The sequence below is a fragment of the Streptomyces sp. SCL15-4 genome, from assembly GCF_033366695.1.
GTDB lineage: Bacteria > Actinomycetota > Actinomycetes > Streptomycetales > Streptomycetaceae > Streptomyces.
In genome coordinates, this window is sequence record NZ_JAOBTQ010000001.1 from 487496 (window position 1) to 509358 (window position 21863).

The 21863-nt window shown below is 73.3% G+C and carries 19 protein-coding genes; 10 read left to right on the plus strand and 9 right to left on the minus strand.

What is annotated here, in order from left to right:
• The first annotated feature begins 3 nt into the window (after positions 1-3).
• The 7 genes from SCK26_RS01960 (at position 4) to SCK26_RS01990 (ending at position 8047) form a co-directional block, all read left to right on the plus strand.
• A complete protein-coding gene (locus SCK26_RS01960; RefSeq protein ID WP_318199470.1) occupies positions 4-1206 on the plus strand; it encodes a sedoheptulose 7-phosphate cyclase in 1203 nt (400 codons plus the stop codon).
• Entirely contained in the window at positions 1199-1573 is a 375-nt protein-coding gene (locus SCK26_RS01965; protein WP_318199471.1) for a cupin domain-containing protein, read from the plus strand. Before SCK26_RS01960 ends, SCK26_RS01965 begins: the two co-directional genes overlap by 8 nt.
• Complete coding sequence (locus SCK26_RS01970; RefSeq protein ID WP_318199472.1) at positions 1554-2594, plus strand: ROK family protein; 1041 nt, start codon at positions 1554-1556, stop codon at positions 2592-2594. The genes SCK26_RS01965 and SCK26_RS01970 overlap by 20 nt, the downstream gene beginning before the upstream one ends.
• Entirely contained in the window at positions 2591-3514 is a 924-nt protein-coding gene (locus tag SCK26_RS01975) for an SDR family oxidoreductase (protein WP_318199473.1), read from the plus strand. Before SCK26_RS01970 ends, SCK26_RS01975 begins: the two co-directional genes overlap by 4 nt.
• 38 nt (positions 3515-3552) lie before the next feature.
• Positions 3553-5499: a radical SAM protein gene (locus tag SCK26_RS01980; protein WP_318199474.1), complete on the plus strand. Its 1947-nt coding sequence runs from the start codon at positions 3553-3555 to the stop codon at positions 5497-5499.
• Between the two features lie 70 nt (positions 5500-5569).
• Positions 5570-7060: a GMC family oxidoreductase gene (locus SCK26_RS01985; RefSeq protein ID WP_318199475.1), complete on the plus strand. Its 1491-nt coding sequence runs from the start codon at positions 5570-5572 to the stop codon at positions 7058-7060.
• A gap of 42 nt (positions 7061-7102) precedes the next feature.
• Entirely contained in the window at positions 7103-8047 is a 945-nt protein-coding gene (locus SCK26_RS01990) for an aldo/keto reductase (protein WP_318199476.1), read from the plus strand.
• Here the strand turns inward: SCK26_RS01990 and SCK26_RS01995 are convergent.
• Positions 7989-9041, minus strand: coding sequence for a DUF4232 domain-containing protein (locus SCK26_RS01995; protein ID WP_318199477.1), 1053 nt, complete (start codon positions 9039-9041; stop codon positions 7989-7991). The genes SCK26_RS01990 and SCK26_RS01995 overlap by 59 nt on opposite strands.
• A gap of 374 nt (positions 9042-9415) precedes the next feature.
• Here SCK26_RS01995 and SCK26_RS02000 point away from each other — a divergent pair, with 374 nt between their 5' ends.
• A complete protein-coding gene (locus SCK26_RS02000; protein WP_318199478.1) occupies positions 9416-10453 on the plus strand; it encodes a winged helix-turn-helix transcriptional regulator in 1038 nt (345 codons plus the stop codon).
• Positions 10454-10511: 58 nt separating this feature from the next.
• Here the strand turns inward: SCK26_RS02000 and SCK26_RS02005 are convergent, their stop codons facing one another.
• The 8 genes from SCK26_RS02005 to SCK26_RS02040 all read right to left on the minus strand — a co-directional run bounded on the left by SCK26_RS02005 (position 10512) and on the right by SCK26_RS02040 (position 19399).
• Entirely contained in the window at positions 10512-11066 is a 555-nt protein-coding gene (locus SCK26_RS02005; RefSeq protein ID WP_318199479.1) for a hypothetical protein, read from the minus strand.
• A 90-nt stretch (positions 11067-11156) separates the two neighbouring features.
• On the minus strand, positions 11157-12146 hold the full coding sequence (locus SCK26_RS02010) for a clavaminate synthase family protein (RefSeq protein ID WP_318199480.1): 990 nt from the start codon (positions 12144-12146) through the stop codon (positions 11157-11159).
• Entirely contained in the window at positions 12143-14023 is a 1881-nt protein-coding gene (locus tag SCK26_RS02015) for a WD40 repeat domain-containing protein (RefSeq protein WP_318199481.1), read from the minus strand. The genes SCK26_RS02010 and SCK26_RS02015 overlap by 4 nt, the downstream gene beginning before the upstream one ends.
• A 48-nt stretch (positions 14024-14071) precedes the next feature.
• Complete coding sequence (locus SCK26_RS02020; protein ID WP_318199482.1) at positions 14072-15262, minus strand: hypothetical protein; 1191 nt, start codon at positions 15260-15262, stop codon at positions 14072-14074.
• Positions 15263-15460: 198 nt separating this feature from the next.
• Positions 15461-16825 (minus strand): MFS transporter, encoded by a 1365-nt coding sequence (locus SCK26_RS02025; RefSeq protein ID WP_318199483.1) that lies wholly within the window; start codon positions 16823-16825, stop codon positions 15461-15463.
• Positions 16822-17952: a glycosyltransferase gene (locus tag SCK26_RS02030; RefSeq protein WP_318199484.1), complete on the minus strand. Its 1131-nt coding sequence runs from the start codon at positions 17950-17952 to the stop codon at positions 16822-16824. Before SCK26_RS02030 ends, SCK26_RS02025 begins: the two co-directional genes overlap by 4 nt.
• Positions 17953-18544: 592 nt before the next feature.
• On the minus strand, positions 18545-19189 hold the full coding sequence (gene ribA, locus SCK26_RS02035; RefSeq protein ID WP_318199485.1) for a GTP cyclohydrolase II: 645 nt from the start codon (positions 19187-19189) through the stop codon (positions 18545-18547).
• A gap of 54 nt (positions 19190-19243) precedes the next feature.
• Complete coding sequence (locus SCK26_RS02040) at positions 19244-19399, minus strand: hypothetical protein (RefSeq protein WP_318199486.1); 156 nt, start codon at positions 19397-19399, stop codon at positions 19244-19246.
• 154 nt (positions 19400-19553) lie between these two features.
• Between SCK26_RS02040 and SCK26_RS02045 the strand changes: the two genes are divergently transcribed.
• Positions 19554-20579 carry a helix-turn-helix transcriptional regulator gene (locus SCK26_RS02045; RefSeq protein WP_318199487.1) on the plus strand — a complete coding sequence of 342 codons (1026 nt, stop codon included), beginning with the start codon at positions 19554-19556 and terminating at the stop codon, positions 20577-20579.
• Between the two features lie 75 nt (positions 20580-20654).
• Positions 20655-21860 carry a radical SAM protein gene (locus SCK26_RS02050; RefSeq protein ID WP_318199488.1) on the plus strand — a complete coding sequence of 402 codons (1206 nt, stop codon included), beginning with the start codon at positions 20655-20657 and terminating at the stop codon, positions 21858-21860.
• Positions 21861-21863: the final 3 nt, after the last annotated feature.

Here is a 21863-nt window from a genome sequence, read left to right on the forward strand (position 1 = left end):
GAGATGACAAGCCAGGTTCTCGATCGGGTCGGGCATCCGCCGGCAGGGGTCCGCGAGGATTCCGGCGGCTTCGACCTGAGCGCACCGGACGGCACCCGGTACCGGGTCGACCTCGGCACCGGGATACTCGACCCGGCCGACACCCTGCTCGCCGGCTATCTGGAGGACCGCCGGGTCGTGGCGTTCGTCAGCCCGACCGTCGACCGGCTCTACGGCGACCGGCTGCGGGCCTATTTGGCGGCCCATGTCCGGCCCGGCCAGTGGTCCTTGCACGTGCTGGCCACCGGTGAGCACCACAAGACCCTCGCCGCGGCGGAGCACGTGTGCGCCCTCGCCAAGGCGGACGGCCTGGACCGCCACGGGGTGATGCTCGCCGTCGGCGGTGGCATCGTGGCCGACGTCGTCGGCTTCGCCGCGTCCATCTACGCCCGCGGCATCCGCTACATCAAGGTCAACACCACGCTCGTCGGCCAGGTGGACGTCGGGGTCGGGGTCAAGACCGGCGTCAACGCCCTGCGCACGAAGAACATGTTCGGCGCCTACCATCCGGCGCACGCCTCCCTGAACGACCCGGCCTTCCTCGCGACGCTGCCGCACCGGGAGATCCGCTGCGGGCTCGCCGAGATAGTGAAGATGGCCGTGATCCTGGACGGGGACCTGTTCCAGGCACTGGAGCGGCATCCGGACGCGTTCCGGCGCCCGGAGGGTGACGCGCACCATTCCCACGGGGAGCTGGAGACCTACATCCTGCGCACGTCGATGCGGCTGATGATGGAGGAACTCTGCCCCAACCTCCGGGAACACGAGCTGGCCCGGCTCGTCGACTTCGGCCACACCTTCAGCCCGGTGGTGGAGACGGCCGGCGACCACCGTCTGGAGCACGGCGAGGCGGTCGCCGTAGACATGGCGCTCTCCGCCCACCTGGCACGCCTGCTCGGCCTCGCGGACGACGAGACGTGCGACCGCGTCGTCCGGTTGCTGCGGCGGATCGGGCTGCCGGTGTTCGACCCCGGCACCTGCACCCCGGAGCTGATGACACAGGCCCTGCATGCCTCCTGGCAGCGCCGGGGCCGCAAACTGCACCTCGTGGTGCCGACGGGTATCGGCAAGGCGGCCTTCGTGGAGGAGCTGGAGGACGTCCCCGCCGACGTCCTGGTCTCCGCGCTGAAGGCGCTCGCGGCTGACGGGGAGCGGCGCGATGCCTGAGTCCGTGGTCAACCTGCGGGAACTGCTGACCGGCAAGGAGCGGGACCACGGCGGTCTCGGCACGATCCTCGCCCACCGCGTCTTCGCCCGCCGGCCCGGCTCCCCGGGCGCGGAATTCATCGATCTGGCGGTCCTGCCGCCGGGCACCTCGATCGGCCGGCACCGGCACGGCGCCGACCGCGAGACCTACATCGTGCTGGACGGCGAGGGCCTGATGTACCTCGACGGCGAGGAGTTCCGGGTCGGTCCCGGTGACGTCGTGGTCAACGGCCACTACGGCGAGCACGGCCTGCTCAACGACGGCGAAAGGGATCTGCGGCTGCTCGTCTTCGAGGAGGGAGCGGCGGATGAGCGGCGGGCCGGCTGACGAGGTGTTCACCGTGGTCGACGTGGGCGGCACCACGCTGCGGGTGGGCGACTACGATCCCGCGACCGGCGCCGTGCGCCGGGTGCGCCGGGTGCCCGTCGAGGGCCTGCACCGCGATCCGGGTGCTCCGGTACCGGTGCTGCAACGCCGGGTGGTGGAGCAGATCGTGCGCGAGGTCTCCGCGCACACGGGCGGACGGCCGCCGCGGGCGCTGGGCGTGGCCTTCGCCGGGCCGATCTCGGCCGCCGGTCTGGTGCTCGCCGCGCCCACCGTCTGGGGACGGCGCGGCGATCCGCTGCCGCTGGGCGAGCTGCTGACGGAACGGACCGGCACACCGGCCGTCGTCGTCAACGACCTGACCGCGGCGGCCTGGCGGTACGCCGCCACCGAGCCCGGGGACTTCTGCCTGCTCACCATCAGTTCCGGTATCGGCAACAAGGTGTTCCGCGGCGGCGAGGTCCTGCTGGACGCCGACGGCCACGGCGGCGAGCTGGGCCACTGGGTCTGCGACCCGTCGCCCGACGCGCCGCTGTGCGACTGCGGGGGCCGGGGCCACCTCGGCGCCATCGCCTCCGGGCGGGGCGTGCTGGCCGCGACGCGCCGGGCCGCGCGCGCCCGGGAGTCCGCCTTCCGCGCCTCCCGGCTCGCGGCGTCGTGCGGCGGCCGGGCGGACCGCGTCGACAACCGGGCGATCGCCGAGGCGGTCCGCGCGGGCGACCCCTTCAGCACGGAGGTGCTGCGCGGCACGCTGACGCCGCTGGCCCAGGCGGTCTCCGGGGTGTTCGCGTCGGTCGGGGTGTGCCGGTACATCCTCATGGGCGGCTTCGCGCTGGCGGTCGGTGAGCCGTACCGGCGGCTGCTGGTCGCCGAGTTGGTGCGGCTGGGCTGCTTCGGCCTCGATCCCGGGCAGATCGACGCCATGGTGTCGCTCGGGGTCGCCGACGACGATCACGGACTGATCGGTGCGGGCCGGCTGCTGGCGGACCGGATGCCGGCTCCGTTCTCCCAGGAGGCGTCATGAGCGAGCGGATCCTTGTCGTGGGCAGCGGCCTGGTGGGCACCGGGATCGCCCGGCGGCTGGCGGCGGGGCAGCCCGTGACGCTCGCCTCGCGCCGCCCGCCCTCGGTGCCGCCCGAGGAGTACGGGGCCCGCTGGGCCGCCCTCGACGCCACCGACGCCACGGCCTGCCGGCGGTTGCTGGACCACCTGCGCCCGGGAGGCGTCGTCCTGGTGCACGGCCCGTCCGACGTCACCTGGTGCGAGGCCCACCCGGAGGAGGCCCGGGCCGCGCACGTCGGCGTCGCGGAGACCTTCGCCGCTCTGGCGCGCGACGCGCGGATCGTGATGATCTCCACCGACAACGTCTTCGACGGCGGCTCGGCGGACAACACCGAGAGCGCCGCCGTCTCCCCGGCGAACGCCTACGGCCGGGCGAAGGCGGAGGCGGAGCGGGCACTGCTCGCCTCGGCGGCCCGGGCGGTGGCCCTGCGGGTCAGCCTCGTCTACGGCCACGAGCCGGCCGACGCGGGCAAGTGGCTGAACTTCTTCGCCGCGTGCGCCCACCGGCTGCGGCACGGAGAGCCGGTCGAGGCCCCGGACGACCACTGGACGACCCCGGTCCTCCTGGACGACGTGGCGGAGGTGACAACGGCCCTGCTGCGCGTCGGGCATCCGCTGCCTCCCGTGCTGCACCTCGGCGGCCCCGACCGCCTCACCCGTGCCGCATGGGCCACCGTCATCGCCCGGGAACTGGGCGCGCCCGCCGGCCTGGTGACACCGGTACCGCGGGCCCTGACCCGCTATGCCTCCCGTCCGGTGAACGCCTGCCTCGGCAGTGAGCTGCTGGCGACCCTGCCCGCCACCGAGGGGATCACGGTCCGCGGGGTGCGCGAGGGAGCGCGCCTGCTGGCGCCCGCGTTCGCCGGAACCCCGGCCGTGTGAATCCCGGCCGTCCCGATCCCGTATCCGCGAGGAGCCCCGTGGCCACAGCACCCACCCGTTTCCGGCATGCCCGGCTGTACCTCACCTTCCGCTGCAACTCCCGCTGCGGGTACTGCAATGTCTGGCAGGACCCGGTCTTCGACGGACACCGGGAGCTGACCTCCGACGGGTTGCGGCGCTGCCTCGACGAGCTGGCGGAACTGGGCGTCACCTACCTCGACATCACCGGTGGCGAACCGTCCCTGCACCGTGAACTGGTCACGGCGGTACGGCACGCGCGGGACCTGGGCATGACCGTGGAACTCACCACCAACGCCATCCGGTTCGCCCCGCTGGCGGCCGGGATCGTGCCCCTCGTCGACACGCTGAACATCTCGCTGGACACGCTCAGCGCCGAGCGTTACCACCGCATCCGCGGTACGGACACCCTCGACCGCACCCTGGCCCTGGTGGAGAGCCTCCGGGCCGAGGGAGCGGGCAACCTCAAGCTGATCTGCGTGGTGACCGACCAGAACGCCGGCGAAGTGGAGGACGTGGTCGCCTACGCGCAACGGCACCGGGTCGCCGTCTACCTCGCGCCCATGTTCGGCTACTTCGCGGCACAGAGCGAGGTGCGCCCGGCCGGCTCGGTGCGGATGCTGAAGCTGGCCGCCGTCAACGGACGGAGCACTGCGGCGACTTCGGCCGAGACGCCCGCGCGGGTGCCGTCGTCGGAGCTGCTGCGCCGGGTGGCGGAGCAGCGGTACGCGCCGTACACCACGGTGAACCTGGCCTTCGTGCACCATATGCGGACGCTCTCCCCGGCGACCGCGACCGCCTGCGGGGCCAACTCCCGCATTCTCACGGTCGGCCCGGACGGCCGGGTCATGCTGCCCTGCTATCACGAGTGGGACGCCTCGCTGCCCTGGGAGCGGCCGTACCGGGAGCTGGTGCGGGACCCGGAGCTGGTCCGGGTGCGGGACGAGGAGGTGGGTCACCGCCCCGCCTGCCGCACCTGCGCGGTCTTCCCCTATCTGGGACTGCCGATGAGCCACCGGCTCACCACGCCGTTCCTGCTCCAGGCGTTCTCCCGGGAGCTGGACCGGATCAAACCGTACGCGGCGGCCCCGACGCCCGAGCGCCGCGCGGAGCTGCTCGAACGGAGCGACGCGCTGCTCGCGGAGGTGGAGCGGGTGTCCGCGCCGCTGCGGCCCGGGGAGCACCTGGACGAGCTGTACCACTTCGAGGCGGCGGAGGCGGGCGTGCGCACCGGTCTCGCGCGGCAGCCGGTCGCGGTGGAGGAGCTGCTCGCGGACCACGCCCACGACGACTGCTGGCCGGCCCAGCGGACCCCGCATCGCCTCGTCCGGCTGCTGTACACCGAGATCCTGCCCGCGCTGGCCGCCGAGGCGCGGCACGACCCGGCACCGGTGTCCGCGCTCGCCACGGACGTATGGGACATCCATCTCGACTGCTGGCACATCCTGCTGGCGCTGCTGCCCGGGGGCGCGGCGCCGGACGTCGCCGTGCGGCAGCGGCTCGCGCACTGGTGCGCGCGGGCCGGACAGGTCCTCGGCGGCCGTTCCGCGGCGCCGGCCCTGGCCCTGCTGGCGTGCCTGAGCACGCTGCCCGCCGCGGAGATCGCCTCCTGGGGCTCGCCCCGGGGGCACACGGAGGAGCCGCTCGCCGTCAAGCTGCTGCGCTCGCTGGCCGGCCCGGAGCGCCGCGCGGAACTGGCTTGCCTTTTCTCACCTCAATTCACGCCCGCGCTGACGGGCGAGCCGGTGCCGGCCGATGGCGCCACGGCGGTGTCCGAGCGGGTGCCGACGCCGGAGGAGGCGCGCGGCGGCCACGGCGTGGAGCGGTTCGTGACCGCGCTGCGCGGGGCGGACACCGGTGCGCTGCGCGGCGCCCTGCGGCGCTGGAAGGCGGCGGCGGACCCGGTGACGGCCCCGGACATCGCACGGCGTCTGCTTCTCGCCGAACTCGGCGCCGGCCCCCGGTGACGCCCCTCCTCCCCGCACGGCGGTTCCACATCCCTCCTGCCTCCCCACCCGACCTCTCAGCGGAGCGACCATGAAGATCCCGTCCCTTGCGTCCGGCTACGACGTCGTCATCCTCGGCGGCGGAGTCGCCGGCTGCGTACTGGCGGCACGCCTGAGCGAGGACCCCGGCCGCACCGTGTGCCTCGTGGAGGCGGGCCCCGACTACGGACCCCGGCGGGAGAGCTGGCCCGAGAAGATCCGCAACGCCCGTGCCCTGCCGCGCGAGGACGTGTGGGAACGGCACACGGAGTTCTACCGCGTCCGGGCCCGCGTCCTGGGCGGGTCGTCGTGCATCAACGGCGCCTGGAACACATGGGGGTCGCACGCCGACCACGCGGAGTGGTCCCGCGCCGGCGGTGAGCGGTGGTCGGCCGGCGCGCTGGAGCCGTACCGGCTGCGGGCCGTGGAGCGCATGGGGCTGCGCACCGTACCGGACCCGGAGCTGTCCGCCTGGGCCTCGGCCGCGCTGGTGGCGGCGCGCGAACTCGGCTATCCGGAAGTGGACATGGGCACTGCGGGGCCGCCCGGACACGGCCGGCCGCTGCTCAACTCCGTGGACGGGCTGCGCTGGAACGCCGCCTTCGCCTACCTGGACCCGGCGACCCGGGCGCGGCCGAACCTGACGATCCTCGGCGACGCCCTGGTGGACCGGCTGTCCCTGCGCGCGGGCCGGGTGACCGGCGCGCACCTCGTCCTGGACGGGCAGCCGGTGACCCTGGAGGCCGGCACCCATGTCCTGGCGTCCGGCACCTTCGGCTCTCCCGCCGTGCTGCTGCGCAGCGGCATCGGCCCCGCCGCGCAGCTGGAGGAGACCGGCATCCGCTGCGCGGCCGACCTCCCCGGTGTCGGCGCCAACCTGTCCGACCAGCCCGGTGTCTTCGTACCCCTGTCCCCCACGGACGGCCTGAACAAGGCGCTGGCCGCCAAGGAGGCGGCCGGGGAGCTGTACGTCAGCCGCATGCTGATCCGGGCGGCCAGCGAGTTCTGCCCGGACGGGGCGTGGGACCTGCACCTCCTGCCCACGGCCGGCCCGCCGCTGTTCGGCTCGCTCCCGCCCGGGCAGTACGAGGCCGGTATCTCCGCCTTCCTGATGAAGCCGGTCTCGCGCGGGCACGTCCGGCTGCGCTCCGCCGATCCCCTGGAGCCTCCCGAGATCGACCCCGCCTTCCTGACCGACCCGGCGGGCCGTGACATCGCCGTCGTGCGGGCCGGCCTGCGGAAGGTGGAGGAACTCGCCACGGCCATGAAGCCGCTGGCGGGGCCCGCGGACGCGGTACCGGCCCACACACTGTCCGACTCGCGCCTGCGGGCCCGGGTGGGCACCTACTGGCATCCCGTGGGCACCTGCGCCATGGGTCCGGCGGACGATCCGCGGTCCGTGGTCGACGGGCAGGGCGCCGTGCACGGTGTGGCGGGGCTGCGCGTCGCGGACGCCTCCATCCTGCCGACCGTGCCCGCCGCCAACACCCAGCTTCCGGTCCTGGCCGTCGCCGAGATGCTCGCCGACACCCTTCGCGCCTGACCTTCCTCCCCCTCCACCGAACGCGTCCACGACGGAGACGACATGGCGGCAGAGACCGACATACGCACGCACAAGCTGCTCTACGGCTGCATGGGCCTCGGCGGCGGCTGGGACACCGAGCCGTACACGGCCGAGGACATCCGGCACGCGGAGACCGCGATCGAGGCGGCGCTGACCGCCGGCATCACGGCTTTCGACCACGCCGACATCTACCAGTACGGCAAGTCGGAGGCCGTCTTCGGCGAGGTGCTGGCGCGCAGCTCGGGTCTGCGGGAACGCATCGTGCTGCAGACCAAGTGCGGCATCCGGCTGCCCGACGGCGACCGGCCCGGACTCTACGACCTGCGGGGTGCCGGCATCGTACGGCGGGTCGAGGAGAGCCTGGTCCGGCTGCGCACGGACGTCCTCGACGTCCTCCTGCTGCACCGGCCCGATCCGCTGACCGACCCCCGGGAGATCGCCGCGGCACTGACCTCCCTGCACGCCCAGGGGCTGGTACGGCAGTTCGGCGTGTCCAACATGAGCGGCCCGCAGATCGCCGCGCTGCGGGCCCACACGGACCTCCCGCTGGTCGTCAACCAGCTGGAGATGAGCCTGGCCCGGCGGGACTGGGTGGAGGCGGGTGTCCTGTTCAACACGCCGGACGCCACCCGCAACGGCTTCGCGCCCGGCACGCTGGAGTGGTGTGCGGCGAACGGCGTCCGGCTCCAGGCATGGGGCCCGCTCGCCCGGGGCCGCTTCACCTCGGGCGCGGACACGCGGGCGAGCCGGCTCGTCGCGGAACTCGCCCGGCGCAAGGACACCACACCGGAGACCATCCTCCTGTGGTGGCTGCGACGCCACCCGGCGGGCATCGCTCCCGTCGTCGGCACCACCCGCCCCGAACGCATCACGGCCTGCCGGGACGCGGCCCTCCGCGAGCCGGACCTCACCCACGAGGAGTGGTACGGCCTGTGGACGGCCGCGCGGGAGGCTCCGCTGCCCTGAGGGGACCGCTCCGGCCGGAGCCGGCCAGTGCCCGGCCTTCCGCCTGCTTCCACGGCCCGACCCCGAGCTTCCCGGTGGTTCCGAGGTCCAGGTGCGGGGTCACCGTCACCGGTTCGGCACCCTCCTCGGCCCGGACCCGGACGTAGGGCACGTTCACCGGTGTGCCGAAGCCGGTGGTGTTGCGCCAGACCAGGCCGGCGGTCGCCGACTCGCCGGGTTGCAGCGTGACGGGCCGGGGCCGATCGTCGAGCCCGGTGCCGGTGGCGATCCCCCCGCTGCCGTGGAGGATCTCCACCGCGCCGACGGGCCGGCGGTCGTCGTCCAGGAGTTCCAGCAGCGGGTAGCCCTCGACGGTGTAGGCGCGCGTACCGCAGTTGTCGAGGTGCAGGCCCACGACGCGCAGCCCCATGGCCGCGTCGCCCTCGTCGGTGCCGATCCGGACCCCGGAGGCCGGGCACGTGCCGGGTTCGGCCGGGGCCTCGCGCGCGGGCACCTTGGTCACTTCGAGCACCTTCGCGCCCGTCACCCGCGGCGCGCCGGCCGGCAGTTCCCCGGCCCGGACCGTGCCCCGCACGGTCCGTCCCGGGCCGACGTCGCGCACGGTTTCGGTCCGGTTGCCCACGGCCCCGCCGTCCTCGCTCACGAAGGTGAAGACGACGGAGTAGGTCAGCGTCTCGGTGCCCTCGTTGGTGACCTCGTACGCGGCGGAGATCCCCGGGTCCGCGCCCGTGGCGAGGCCTTCCGCGGAGACGGAGTGGTCGCGGGTGGGCGAGGGGGACGCCGGCGGGAGGGTCAGCGACGTGATCCGCACGCCGTCCTTGCCCGGGTCGTCGGCCCGTGTGCCGCTCCGCGACGCGGCCGGGCGGGCGCCGGTGCTCCCGGCCGCCGCGTGCTCCGTCCCGCAGGCCGTGAGCAGCAGGGCGGTCGCGGCCAGGGCCGGGAGCAAGGGGATGGCCGCGGCGGAAGCCGGGCGGAGGTCAGCGGGTCTGCGCATTCCGTCATCCCATCAGAAAAGCCGGCGACCCCGCGCGGAGCGCTGCCGGCTTCCGCTGTCCTCATCGACGGATGGCCCGCTCCCCCAGGTGCGGCCGTTCAAGTGCGGAGGAGCAGCGGTTGAACGGCGGTGGGCCGTACGGGGGTTCACCTGCGTCCGTATTGATTTGACTAGACCAATCATCGGGTCTACTGTCCTGCCGGTGTTGTGATCACCCGTTGACGGCGTACGGGGAGGGGGAGCCGAGGGCTGGGTGGATGCCGGAGCCGTGGCCCCGTTCTTGACGGCGCTCGTCCTTCCGGTTCTCCAGCACGACCGATGCTGTTCCAGCGAGCCGCCCATCATCGTGTGTGCCCGCGGAGGTGCATGACGGAGTGACCGGAACCATCAGGAGCATCGCGCCCCTCACCGACGACGTCGATTCCCCTGACGGGATCGACCTCTCCGCCCTTCCGGTCCACCTGTTGTCCACCACCGGTCTGAAGACGGACGGCTCTTCCTTCCTCCGGTCGGCGGGCCTCGACCCGGAACACGTGCGCACGCTGTACGAGGCGGGAGCGGAGGCACCTCCGATCGTGGTGCACCGGCGCACCATGCGGGTCGTCGACGGAAGGCACCGGCTGTGCGCCGCCCGGCTGCGCGGCGAGGAGTACATAGCGGCCCGGCTCGTCGACGGCGAGGACGACGACATCTTCCTCCTGGCCGTGAAGCTCAACATGAGGCACGGCCTTCCGCTGTCCCGGGACGACCGGATGGCCGCGGCCCGGCGCATCATCCGCGGTCACCCGGACTGGTCCGACCGGCGCATCGCGCGGGCCAGCGGTCTGTCGGACAAGACGGTGGCCGCCGTCAGACGCTCGGCCGGCGACCTGGCGGAGACGGGGACGCGCGTGGGGCGGGACGGACGAGCGCGGCCGCGGCAGACCGCCGAGGCCCGCATACGCGCGGCGGAACTGCTGCGGGACAATCCCCGCATCTCCCTGCGGGAACTCGCGAGCGCGGCCGGGATCTCGCTGGGCACGGCCCGGGACGTCAGGGTACGCGTGCTGCGCGGGGCCGATCCGGTCCCGGACGGGCAGCGCCGGCCGAGGGCCTCGCAGGGCCCGCCCGCGCCGTCGGCGGAGCCGCTCACCGCTCCGCTGAACCCCGCGGAACGGCAGCGCGCCATCGCCCGGCTGGCCCGCGATCCGTCGCTGCGGCAGACCGAGACGGGCCGTACCGTACTGCGCATCCTGGCCGTCCACTCGCTGGGCGCCGCCGAGTTGGAGCGTCTGGCCCGCGCCGTCCCGCCGCACGGCGTCGACGCGGTGCTCACGCTGGCCCGCGCGTGCGCCGACGACTGGTCCCGGTTCGTCCGGCGTCTGGAGTCGGGCGCACTGGTCGGGCCGGCGGAGGGCCGACGCCGGCCGTGATCCGGCGGGCCGGTCCGGTGCGGCGCCGTGGGCCTCCGGCGGTGGGAGGCGATCGGCGTCACAGGGGCCTGCCGGTCCGTGACCGCTCCGTGGCCAGCAGGGCGGCCGCGTACGCGCGCAAAACGGGCTGTTCCCACTCGTCGACGACCTGGCGGACCCGGCAGCCGCCCGCCCGTACCGGCAGGGCGACCGCCGCGGCGTAACGGTACATCCGGTAGTCGCCGGACGCGGTGGCGTGGAAGGCCCGGGGGCTGCCGCCGGCCAGCTCGGCCCACTCCCGCTGGCCGAGGCCCAGCGCCGTACGGGACAGCTCCAGCAGGAACGGTGCGCACAGTCCCGGCCGGAGCGCCGTCACCGCCATGCCGTTCCTCGTGGTGGCGAGGTCGGCGCACAACGGTCCGTCGTCGCAGGCGTGCCGTTCGTCCAGCGCGCCGAGCACGGTGTCGACGGCCCAGTCCTGCTCCGGGCCGCGGCGGGGCAGCAGATACGCGGCGTGGAACGCGCACGGATGGGAGGCACCGGCGGGTCCGCCCACCCTCCAGATGGCGCAGATCCGGCGGGTGCGCCCCAGCACCAGGGCATTGACGTGAAGTCCTGGTCGCGTGGCTGGCATCGCCTGTCTCCTGGAGGGCACCGCGTGGTGCGGTCGGGGTGGTGGGCGCCGGCCGGGTCCGGGGCGGCCGGACCCGGCGGGGGAATGCCCTCAGTGGCTCAGGACGTAACCGTCGCCGGGCCGGTGACCGCGGGAGCGCCGCAGATCGGCGACGGCGAAGGTGCGCAGCAGCCAGCGGTCGGCACCGTCGTAGCGGGGCCGGAACGCCGTACGCCCGTGCGTCGTCACGCGGTTGTCCACGACGACGAGGTCGCCGGGGGCCAGCCGGACCGTGTGGGCGGCGGCGTCCACGGCGGCCTCCAGTTCGGCGAGCGCCATGCGGGCCCGGGGCGTGGTCCCGGTGGTGGCGGCGAAGTCCACGCGCAGGTCGGGGTCGTCCGCATCGCCGCACAGGACGGGGCCGGGCGGGGTGGACCCGCCCGCCGTTCCGAAGGAGGGCGGCGGCTGGGTGCTGAACTCCGGGAGGCGGAGGATCTCGCGTGTCCGGTCCGGCAGGGCGGGCAGTGCCTGGCGGACCGACCCGGTGCGCAGGGCCGCCGTGCCGTCGTGGTCGGCGCGCAGGCACAGCAGCATCACGAAGTCCGGCCGGTGCTCGTGGAAGGCGTTCTCCGTGTGGAAGGAGAGCGGTGTGGAGCCCGCGTTCCCCTGGAACTCCTCCTGCCCCGGGACCGGCACCACGTCCTGCACCAGCGCGCCCGACTTCTCCGCCGCGTAGGCGGCCGGGTCCCCGAGGCCGCCGGCCGCGGTCATCAGCAGGGTCGTGGCCGGCGTTGTCGCCCGGCGGCGGACGGAGCCGCTCACGACCGGGGTGGGGGGCAGCGGTTCCTCGTCCACGGGGATGCCGCGGATCAGCAGGGCGCCGGTGTCACCGGAGTGCCGGCGGAAGGCGCGGACGGTCTCCCGCAGCCGCACGGGCAGCCGCTCCCAGGCCGCGCGCGCCGCGGCGGTGAACTCCGGGTCGTCCAGCATGCCGTTCGCGGTGCGGGCCACGCTCCGCGCGGCCCGCCCTACGGCCTCGGACTCGTCGGCGGACAGCGCCAGCGCGGGCGGAGCGGCCGTCTTCAGGCCGACGGTGCTCATCGGGGATCCCTCCGGTCCTGCCAGTTTGTGGCCAGTTCGGTGGGGGCGGGTGCACGGCCGGGGCCGGCCTCCGCCGACCAGAGCAGCACCCTGCTGTCCCACGAGGCGGTGACCGGGTGGTCGCCCAGCCAGGTCACGGCGCTGACGGCGCTGCCGTGCCCGTCCAGCACATGGCTGTGCAGCGGGGCCAGGGTGTCGGGGTCGAGGACCCACAGCCGCGCGGTGTAGTCGTAGGAGCCCGTGACCAGCAGCGGCCGGCCGCCGGGGTGCCACGCCGCGCACTTGGCGGACTCGTCGTGGCCGACCAGGACCTGGAGCAGTTCACCGGTCCGCAGGTCGTACAGGCGGCAGGTGCGGTCCCGGGAGACGGTGGCGAGCAGCGCCCGGCCAGCCACCTCCGTCACCGACCCGCCGTTGATCAGCTCGCCGTGCCCGCCGAAGGAGCGGATGAGGGTTCCGTCGGTGTCGATCAGGTGGGCCTGACGGTCGGTGGAGTAGGTGACCAGGCGTCCGGAGCCGACCCAGGACACGTCCTTGATGGCCCCGTGGTGGCCGTCGTAGTGGATGCCGGGCACCAGCTCGCCGCCCGTCCAGGTGTACAGGTCGAGCCCGCCCTCGTAGTCGGCGACCGCGAGCCGCTGTCCGTCCGGCGACCAGGCGACCCGGTTCACCGGGTGCTCGCGCTCGACGAACGCGACATCGCGGCCGGTCCGCGCGTCGGCCACCCCGACCCGGCCGGAGAAGGAGCCGTACGCGAGGAGTCCGGGCAGCGCGGCGGACAGCGCGACCGTGTTGACGAGGCTGCCGTTGCCCACCGGGACCTCGGGCGCCGTCGCGCCCGGGTCGTCCCAGAAGCGGACCGTGCCGTTGTCGCAGCCCGCCGCGAGCGCCTCGCCGGCGGCGGAGACGTGGTTGACGCCGTGGGTGGCGACCGGCGCGTCGAGGGTGATCTCGCGGACCTCGTCGGGCAGGGCGTCCGCGGGGATCTCGGGTACGTCGATCACGGCCGGCCGCGCCGAGAAGGTGCCCGCGACCAGGGTCCGGCCGTCCGCCGACCAGTCCACCGAGCGGGGCCACAGGTGCGGGCCGTACCAGCGCACCAGGGGGCGGCAGTCGGCGATGTGCCAGAGGGTGACCGTGCTGTCGTAGGCCCCGATGACGAGCCGGGCGCCGTCCTGGGACCAGGCGACCGACTTCACGGCGGCGGTGTACGGGCCGACCTTGGTGACCAGTTCGCCGTCGGAGCGCACGATGTGCACGAAGCCGTCGTCGCAGCTGGCCGCGAGCAGGGTGCCGTCCGGGGACCACCGGCACATCTCCGCGTGACCGGCCTGCGGAAGGTCGCGCAGCAGGGATCCGTCGGTGTCCCACAGCCGGATGGTCGCGTCCTCGCCGCAGCTCGCGAGGACGCCCGTGGCGGAGGCGTCCACCGACATGCAGTGGTCGGCGTGGAAGATGACACCGTCCTCCAGGGTGCCGGTGCGGATGTCCCAGATCCGGCCCGTGCCGTCCTGGGAGACGGTGACCAGGCGGTTCTCGTCCAGCCAGGCCAGCGCGTTGAGGTCGTCGGGCTGCCGGGCGAGCAGCTGGACCTGGCGGCCGGTGGCCACGTCCCAGATCCGGCAGGTCTTGTCGGCCGAGCCGCTGGCCAGCAGCCGGCCGGAGGGCGAGAACCGCACACCGTTGACCAGGCGGGAGTGGCGGCCGACCCAGAGCGGGGCGGTACCGGACCGCTCCCACAGGGCCACCCGCCCGTCGTAGCCGGCGCTGGCGAAGTGGACGCCGTCCGGGCTGAAGGCCACGGACGTCTGGGGGGAGGCGTGCACCGCGGTGCCGCTGTCGGGGGACTCGGGCTGGAAGACGTCGACGGTTCGCATGCTCTTGTCGCACTCCTTGAACGCGTGTCGGTTTCGGCGGCGGAAGGGTCAGGTTCCGGTGGTGCGGTGGTGTGTCCGCGGGCGGGGCGCGGGCGCCGGCTCGCGGGCCAGTTCCGTGCCGGTGTCCAGGCCCTCCTCGACCAGTGCGCGCAGGGGGTCCATGACCCGGCGCAGCAGCGGGAGCCCGGCCACCTGCGCCAGACCGCCCAGCGGGATGGTCTCGGCGGCGCGCGCCCGTACGGCCGGATCGAGGCGCGGCTCGCCGGTCAGCGCGGGGCCGGGGGCGGCGAGCAGACGGGCCAGGACGAAGCCGTAGAGGACGCCGGCGGTCCAGGCACCGGTGGCGTGGTGGATGTGCAGTCCGCCGGCCGTGAGCCGGCGCAGCAGCGCGGCCGGCCGGGGCTCGATCCTGGCCAGGTGCCGGATCCGGTCGGGGTCCAGGCCCAGGTCCGGTACGCACTCGTCCCAGTAGGTCTTCACGTAGGTGCCGTCGGGGCCGGTGGGCGTGATGCCGTAGACATGGCCCTTGAAGAAGTGGGGGTAGAAGGCCAGTGGTCCGAGGGTGGCGGTGCCGGTCCGGCCGCCGCCCGTGTCGTCGGCGAAGCAGGGTGAACGCCGGGGCCCCTGGTTGTCGTTGCCCACCAGGCTGTCGCCCGCGCCGTGTTCGACCAGGTTGGGCACGGAGATGAACAGTGCCCGGCCCCGCCGGCGCAGGAACGCGGCCAGCGCCTCGTCGTCGGGGGGCGCGTCGGCCGCGAGCAACGTCTTCGCGTGGGCGGCGAATTCGGCGGCCAGCGCGCGGGGCAGCACGACGGCGAGAGAGGGCACGTACTCGTCCGGGACGGCCTGGGCCCAGCCGGCGCCCGCGAGGGCGGCGAGCCGGACCGGCGAGCCGTTCCAGTGGTTCCAGTTGCTGTAGAAGGCGATCGGGTCGTCCGGCCGGCTCCGTACGGCCTCGGCCACGAGGTCCGTGAATCCCGCGGCGGGCAGGGCGTCGTCCTGGAGGACGAGCCGGTGGCTCGCCTCCCCGTACGGGCCGTCCCAGGCGGACGCCGCGGTGCGCAGGGCGCTCGGGGGTCCGTCGGGCTCCGGGTCGAGGACGACGCACCGGTCGTCGCCGTGGAGCCGGGCCAGGACGGCCTCCGCCTGGTGCCGCCGGCGCGGGTGGGCCATGATCCGGATGCCGATGCGCGGTGCCGGGCCGGGACGGCCGGCGGTGGCGGCCGGACGCTGTGTCATGTCACTTCCTCGGAGGGCCGCGGGGGTCTGTGTCATGTCACTTCCTTGGCGGACACGGGCAACGGGGACAGGTGACTTCCACGGAGGCCGCGGGACGCCGGGCACTCCCCTGAGGTTGCGGGAAACCGGGCATGTCACTTCCCGGAGGTCGCGGGGCGCTGGGGCATGTCGTGTGCTCGGTGGCCGAGGAGAAGCGGGTCATGTGGCTTCCTTGGCCGCCGCGGGGGGCGGTTCACGGTCCGGCCCGGTGTCCCGGGCCGCCCGCGCCGGGTCCGGGCGGTACGGGGGCGGGGCGGCCGTCTCCTCCTCTTCCTCCGGGCCGGCGGCGCGGGCCGCCACGCGGTGGGCCGTGGCCCGTAGCCCGGCGGCCGCGAGCAGGACGATCCCGCCGAACGCGGCGCACACCCAGAGGGCACCCCGGTCCAGGACGAATCCGGCGAGCGCGGGGGTCAGGAGCCCGGACACCGCCCAGGAGAGCTGGAAGAGCGACATGTACCGGCCGCGGATCGCCTCCGGGGCGCTGCTCGCCACCAGGGCGTTGGCGGCGGGGAGGCTGATCATCTCGCCCACGGTGAAGGCCAGCAGCACCGGCACGAGCAGGACGATCGCGGTGGTGGCGGGCAGTCCGGTCACCAGGTACAGGCCGGTGAAGACGGCCGTGAAGACCAGGGCCGCCCGGACCAGCAGCCGCTCCCGGGGCACACCGGAGACCTTCGCGGTGACCGGCAGCTGCGCCAGCGTGATGACCACGCTGTTGATCCCGAGGAAGAACGCCGGGACCCAGCCCGGCAGTCCCATGATCTCCACGGTGTACGCGGGCAGCAGCGTCGCCGGCAGCGCCCAGGCGAAGGTGAGGAGCATGAAGGAGAGACAGAACGCGGTGAACGCGTGGTCCTTCAGCGCTCCCCGCCAGCCGGTCTGCGTTCCGCTGCCGGGATCCTCGGTATCGGGCGTGTCCTTGGTGTCGGTCCCGGTGCGCTGCCGGGTCGTGGGAACGCGCACCCCGGCCAGCAGTACCGCGGCGACCAGTGAGGTCGCCACGTTCACGGCCAGTACCAGGTCCGCGGCACCGTGGCCGAAGGCGACGGTCAGCGCGGAACTGGCCAGCGCGCCGGTCGCGACGGTGAAGTTCTTGATGGTGCCCACCGCCGCGTAGGTGGCGTCCAGCGCGCGCCCGGAGGCCAGGTCGACCACGAGCACCGGCCAGCTCGCCCAGTACAGCCGGTCGCCGGCCATGACCAGGAACGTCGCCACCGCGATGAGGGTCCAGTCGGAGGCGAACGGATAGAGGCCGTAGCCCAGGGCGGTGACCAGGTTGGAGCCGACCAGCACGCTCTTGGCGGCGAACCGGTCGACCAGCCAGCCCGCCACCAGCGCCATCGGCAGGGAGGCCAGGGTGCCGGCGCTGACCGCCGAGCCGATCGCCGAGAAGGACAGGCCGGTGCCGAAGGAGAAGTACAGGAACGCGAGAGGGGCGAACAGGCCCCAGCCGAACGTGTCGACGAAGACGGAGGCGAAGATCCGGCCCCGCTGCCGGACCGGGGGCAGCACCGGGCCGGTCACGTCGGCCCCTTGCCGGACTCGGGCCGCACCTTGTGCCAGGTGTCGCGGCCGGTGGCCAGTTCCCACACGGCCCGCCAGGCGGAGGTCGACTCCAGGATCTCGAAGGGCAGCAGGAGGAACCAGCCCGAGCCCACCCGCAGGACCTCCCACACCGGGTCGCGGGCGACGCGGCGGATGCGCAGGGCCTCGCCGGCCAGCAGGGCGGCGGCGGGGAGGCGCAGCGCGCGGCGGCGCACCGCTCCGGCGACCACCGGCACCACGGCGAGCTGTGCCAGGAGGCTGAGCGTCATCAGCGCGACGGCTCCGCGCGGCCGGGGCGGCAGCGGCGGGCCGGCCAGCAGCCGGAAGCCGATGTCCAGTTGGCCGCGGATCCAGCGGGTGCGCTGTCTGAGCGCGGGACCGACCACCGAGGTGCGCGTCCCGTACGAGAAGGAGACGATCCGGCCCATCCGCACCCCGCGGGCGGCGGCCCGTACGGCCCATTCGTACAGTTCCTCGACGCCGTCCTCGCGCAGCGGCCCGACGGCGTCCAGCGCCGTGCGGCGGAAGTAGACGGAGCTGCCGAGAAGCATGTGCATGCCGGTACGGCGGTTCACGTACTCCATCGCGCCGAAGAAGGCGGCCGATTGCGCCAGCGTGGTGCGATTGACCAGGTCACCGCCCGGTTCCGGGAGTTCGATGGCGTCCACCACGTCCAGGTCCCGGGTCTCGAGCGCCGTGACCGCCTGCCGCAGCTGGCCGGGGTCCGGCACCGTGTCGGCGTCGTATAGGGCGACGAACGGGTCGCCGACGTCGCGCAGGGCGTGGTTGAGGGCCTTGGCCTTGGGGGTCATCGAGGGGACCGCCACCACCCGCAGGTCGCCGGCGAAGTCCGCCCCGGCCGACTCGGCGACGGCCTCCGCGACCGCCACGTCGTCCGGGGTCCGGGCGTCCAGCAGCCAGCGCACGGACAGCTTCTCGTGCGGGTAGTCCAGCAGCTTCAGCATGCCGGCCGAGCGCCGCAGGATGTCGGCGGTCTCGCGGTAGAAGGGGATGAGAACGGTGACCGGGGGCAGGTCCGGGCCGTCGGCCCCGGGCGGCTCCCGGTGTGGGTCGAGACGGGCGGAAGGGAGAAGGAATCCAGTCACTGTGGTCCTCTGCTGGCGGGTCCTCTGCTGCGGGTCTCTGCCGGGGGCCTCTGCCGGCGGTCGGGTGGAGGGACGGAGCCCGGGCCGTGGGCCGCTTGTGGCCGGGCGGAGACCGGCGGGGCGCGGACGGTACGGCGCGTCGGCCGGACCGGCGCGGGACGTACGGCGGTCGGCCCGGCCCTCACCGGTCCTACGGCGCGTCGGCCGAACCGCCACAAGCCGTACCGCACATCGACCGGCCTCGCACACGCCGTACCGCACGCCGACCGACTCCGCGCACGCCGTACCGCACGCCGGCCGATCCGGCGCACGCCGTACCGCACATCGACCGGCCCGGCACGGGCCGTACGGTGCGTCGACCGGCCCGCGCGGCCGTTCCGGCGGCACGTCCCGCCGGTCACGGCGCCGAGGCCGTCCAAGGCGGTGGCGGACTTCCGAAAGGGCTCGCCGCCGTTCGGCGCGGACGGCGCCGAGCCGCCTTTCCGGCAGCGCCACGGCCTTGCCCCGCCTCGCCGGCCGGCTCGGCACGACGGTTCCCGGTCCCGGTCAGGGCCCGGGAGCAAGGGCCGGTGCGGCCCCGGCCGGCGCGCGGTCAGACGTCCAGCGCGTGGCCCGCTCGCTCGCGCTTGGCCTTCAGGTAGGCCCGGTTGTTCTCGTTGAGGAACGTTCCGGTGGTGACGACGTCGGTGATGTCAATCCCGTTCGAGCGCAACTGGGCGCCCTTTTCCGGGTTGTTGGTGAGGAGCCGTACGGTGGTCACACCCAACGCCTCCAGCATGTCCGCGGCCACTCGGTAGTCGCGCATATCGTGCTCGAAGTTCAATACCGCATTGGCCTCGAAGGTGTCGAGTCCCTGGTCCTGCAGGAGATACGCGTCGAACTTGTTGTAGAGGCCGATCCCGCGGCCTTCCTGCCGCAGATAGAGGATGATTCCGCCCTCTCGGGAGCAGACGGCGAGAGCCTCGTGCAACTGCGGGCCGCAGTCGCAGCGCTGCGAGCCGAAGACGTCCCCGGTGAGGCATTCGGAATGCACCCGCACCAACGGTTCGGGGGTCCGGTCCCAGCCGGGCAGGAGGAGCGCGATGTGCTCGCGGCCGTCCCGCAGACCGTGGAAGCTCACCATCGTGCTGGGCCGGCGACCCAGTCCGGGCACGTCGACCGGGACGTCCACCCGGGATCTCACCCGCACCGTCTGCGCCGGCGCGTCAATGACGCCCGAATTCTCCTCCGTGCGCATGTCCCACCCTCCAGCCACTCGTTTTCCTGCGGAATTCGATGAACGGTTCGGTGGTCATCCCCACTGCGAATCCCCGGGATTTCCGTCGGCCGCGGCGATCTCGTGGTGAGGTGCGTCGTGCATTCCTCCGAGGGCCGGTGAACCGAGCACCAAGGCAGCCGCCACGATCAGGGCGGCGATGATTCCGTGAAGGTTCTTGGACGCGTCCATGGATACACCTCTCCGTCTTTTCCGGCGCATCCGTCCGGATCAGGTCCGGGTGTTTCCCGGTGCACCCCATGCTGCGCAGGAGTTCACTCTTGCGACAGGGGAACGCTGTGGCAAGATCCTGCATCGCGTGAACATGAAGGTGGGACATATGTGCATGAACGCGCACACCGCGCCCGGAATTCAGGATTCCGACATCTGCGAGGCAGGACTGGGCTTCTACGCGGACGTACTGAAGGGCCGTACGCCGGCCGAGGAGTGTCCCGAATGCCTGACCCGCCTGGGGCTGCTCCGACGGGGAGCCGACGGCGGCCTGGTCGCCATACCGCCGGGGCTCGCCGCCATCGGCCTGGTCCGCCCCCTGGAGGCCGCCATCGATGCCCGGCAGCACGCCCTCGACTCGGTGCGCAGATCGATCAACCGCGCCGAGCAGGTCTACCGGGACACCTACCGCAACGACGGCGTCCAGGCCGCCCGTGTCATCACCGGGGAGGAGATCATCAGCACCACCCTCTCCCTGGCCGTGGAGTCCTGCCAGGAGGAACTCCTCACCGCCCAGCCCGGCGGCGGCCGGCCGCGGGAACTGCTGGAGAAGGCCCTCGCCTCCGACGTGGCCGCACTCCGGCGCGGCGTCCGGCAGCGCACCATCTACCAGCACACCGTCCGCACCCACAGCCCGACCCTCTTCTACGTGGAGAAGATCTCCGAGGCCGGGGCCGAAGTGCGCACGCTGGACACGGTGTTCGACCGTCTCATCGTGTGCGACCGGCGGATCGCCTTCGTGCCCGACCCCGGCACCCGGCGGAGCCAGACCGCCCTGGCCGTCGAACATCCCGGCCTGATCCGGTACCTGGTCTCGGTCTTCGAGGACGCCTGGGAGCGCGCCACCCCGCTCGACTGCCCTCCCGGTGCCCACCGCCCGCCCCTGCTCGCCGACGAGACCCGCCGGGCGGTCCTGCAGCTCATGGTGAACGGCTACACCGACGAGGCCATCGCCGGCCGGCTCGGCATGAGCGTCAGGACCGTCGCCAACCACGTGCGCAAGGCGTCGGAGGTCTTCAACAGCCGCAGCCGCGCCCAGCTCGCGTACCTCATCGCCAAGGCGGGCGCCCTGGACGAAGGGCTCGACACCGCCGTCCGCGCGCCGGAGGAACCGGATTCGCGTGTGGTACGGACCTGTTGACCCCTCGCTCAAGGTCACTTTAGGGTTGCGTCCGGATCACCGAACAATGGACTTACGGCCACAGATGGGGATTCCATGGACGAGAACGGCATATCTCAGCGCAGTTCGGTGGAAACCTCCGATTCCGCAGCCACGCTGCCGCCGGTCAGTCTCGATCAGGCCCACTCCCCGCAGAAGGTGCTGGCACACGGTGACCTGCTGCGGAGGTTCGTCGCCGGCGAGGAGTTCAAACCGGTCCACATGAGGATCGGGATCATGGGCGCCTGCAACATGCGCTGCAACTTCTGCAACTTCCACTCCCCCAACGAGGAACAGTTCTACGACCTGTTCTCCTTCAAGGACTCGATCCCCACCGACAAGGCCGTCACGCTGATGCGGGAGTTCGCGGCCAACGACGGCCGCGCGGTGACCTTCTGCGGCAGCGGCGAGTGCACCATCCATCCCGGGTACACGGAGATCAGCCGGGCCGCCCACGAGGCCGGACTGCGCATCGGTCTGATCACCAACGGCTCCCGGCTCGGCCGTCCGGCCGTCGCCGAGACCGTCGCGGCCACCCACACCTGGGTGCGCATCGGCCTCAACGCCGGGACCGAGGCCACGTTCAACGAGATCACCCGGGACCGGGAGCAGACCTTCGCCTCCTTCGTCTCAGCGGTCGGACGGCTGCGGGAGACGGCGGTGGCACCGGACTTCCGGATCGGCTTCAACTTCGTGATCACCCGGCAGAACCACCGGGAGATCCTGGCCGCGGCCCGGATCGGACGGGAGTCCGGGGCCCACTACGTGCGCTTCGAGCCGGAGTTCTACAGCGCGCTCGGCCACGAGACCATCGAGACGGTGATGCCGGACATCGCCGAATCCCTGCGCCGGGCGGCCGAGTTGTCCACGGACACCTTCGAGGTCTCGGTACCCAAGCTCGACCGCGGCCCGATGGACCAGGTCGAGGAGGTCGAGGGCGACTTCGAGCGCTGTCACTACAGCCGATTCGTCACCGCGGTGGGCGCCGACGGCAATCTGTATCCGTGCCCGCAGGTCCACCTCAACAGCCGCTACCTGATCGGCAACGTGCTCGACCAAGGCTACGCCGAGGTGCTGGAGGGCGGCCCGCGCGCCGAGTGGGAGGCCGCCAATCCGCGCCGTACCGACCTGTGCAAGTCGTGCTTCTACCGCCCGCAGAACGAACTCCTGGAGCATCTCCACCGCGGTCAGATCCAGCTCGACCAGGCGCTGGACGCATACGCCGTGGAAGTCCCGAGCACCCTGCACGCCGACTTCGTCTGACGG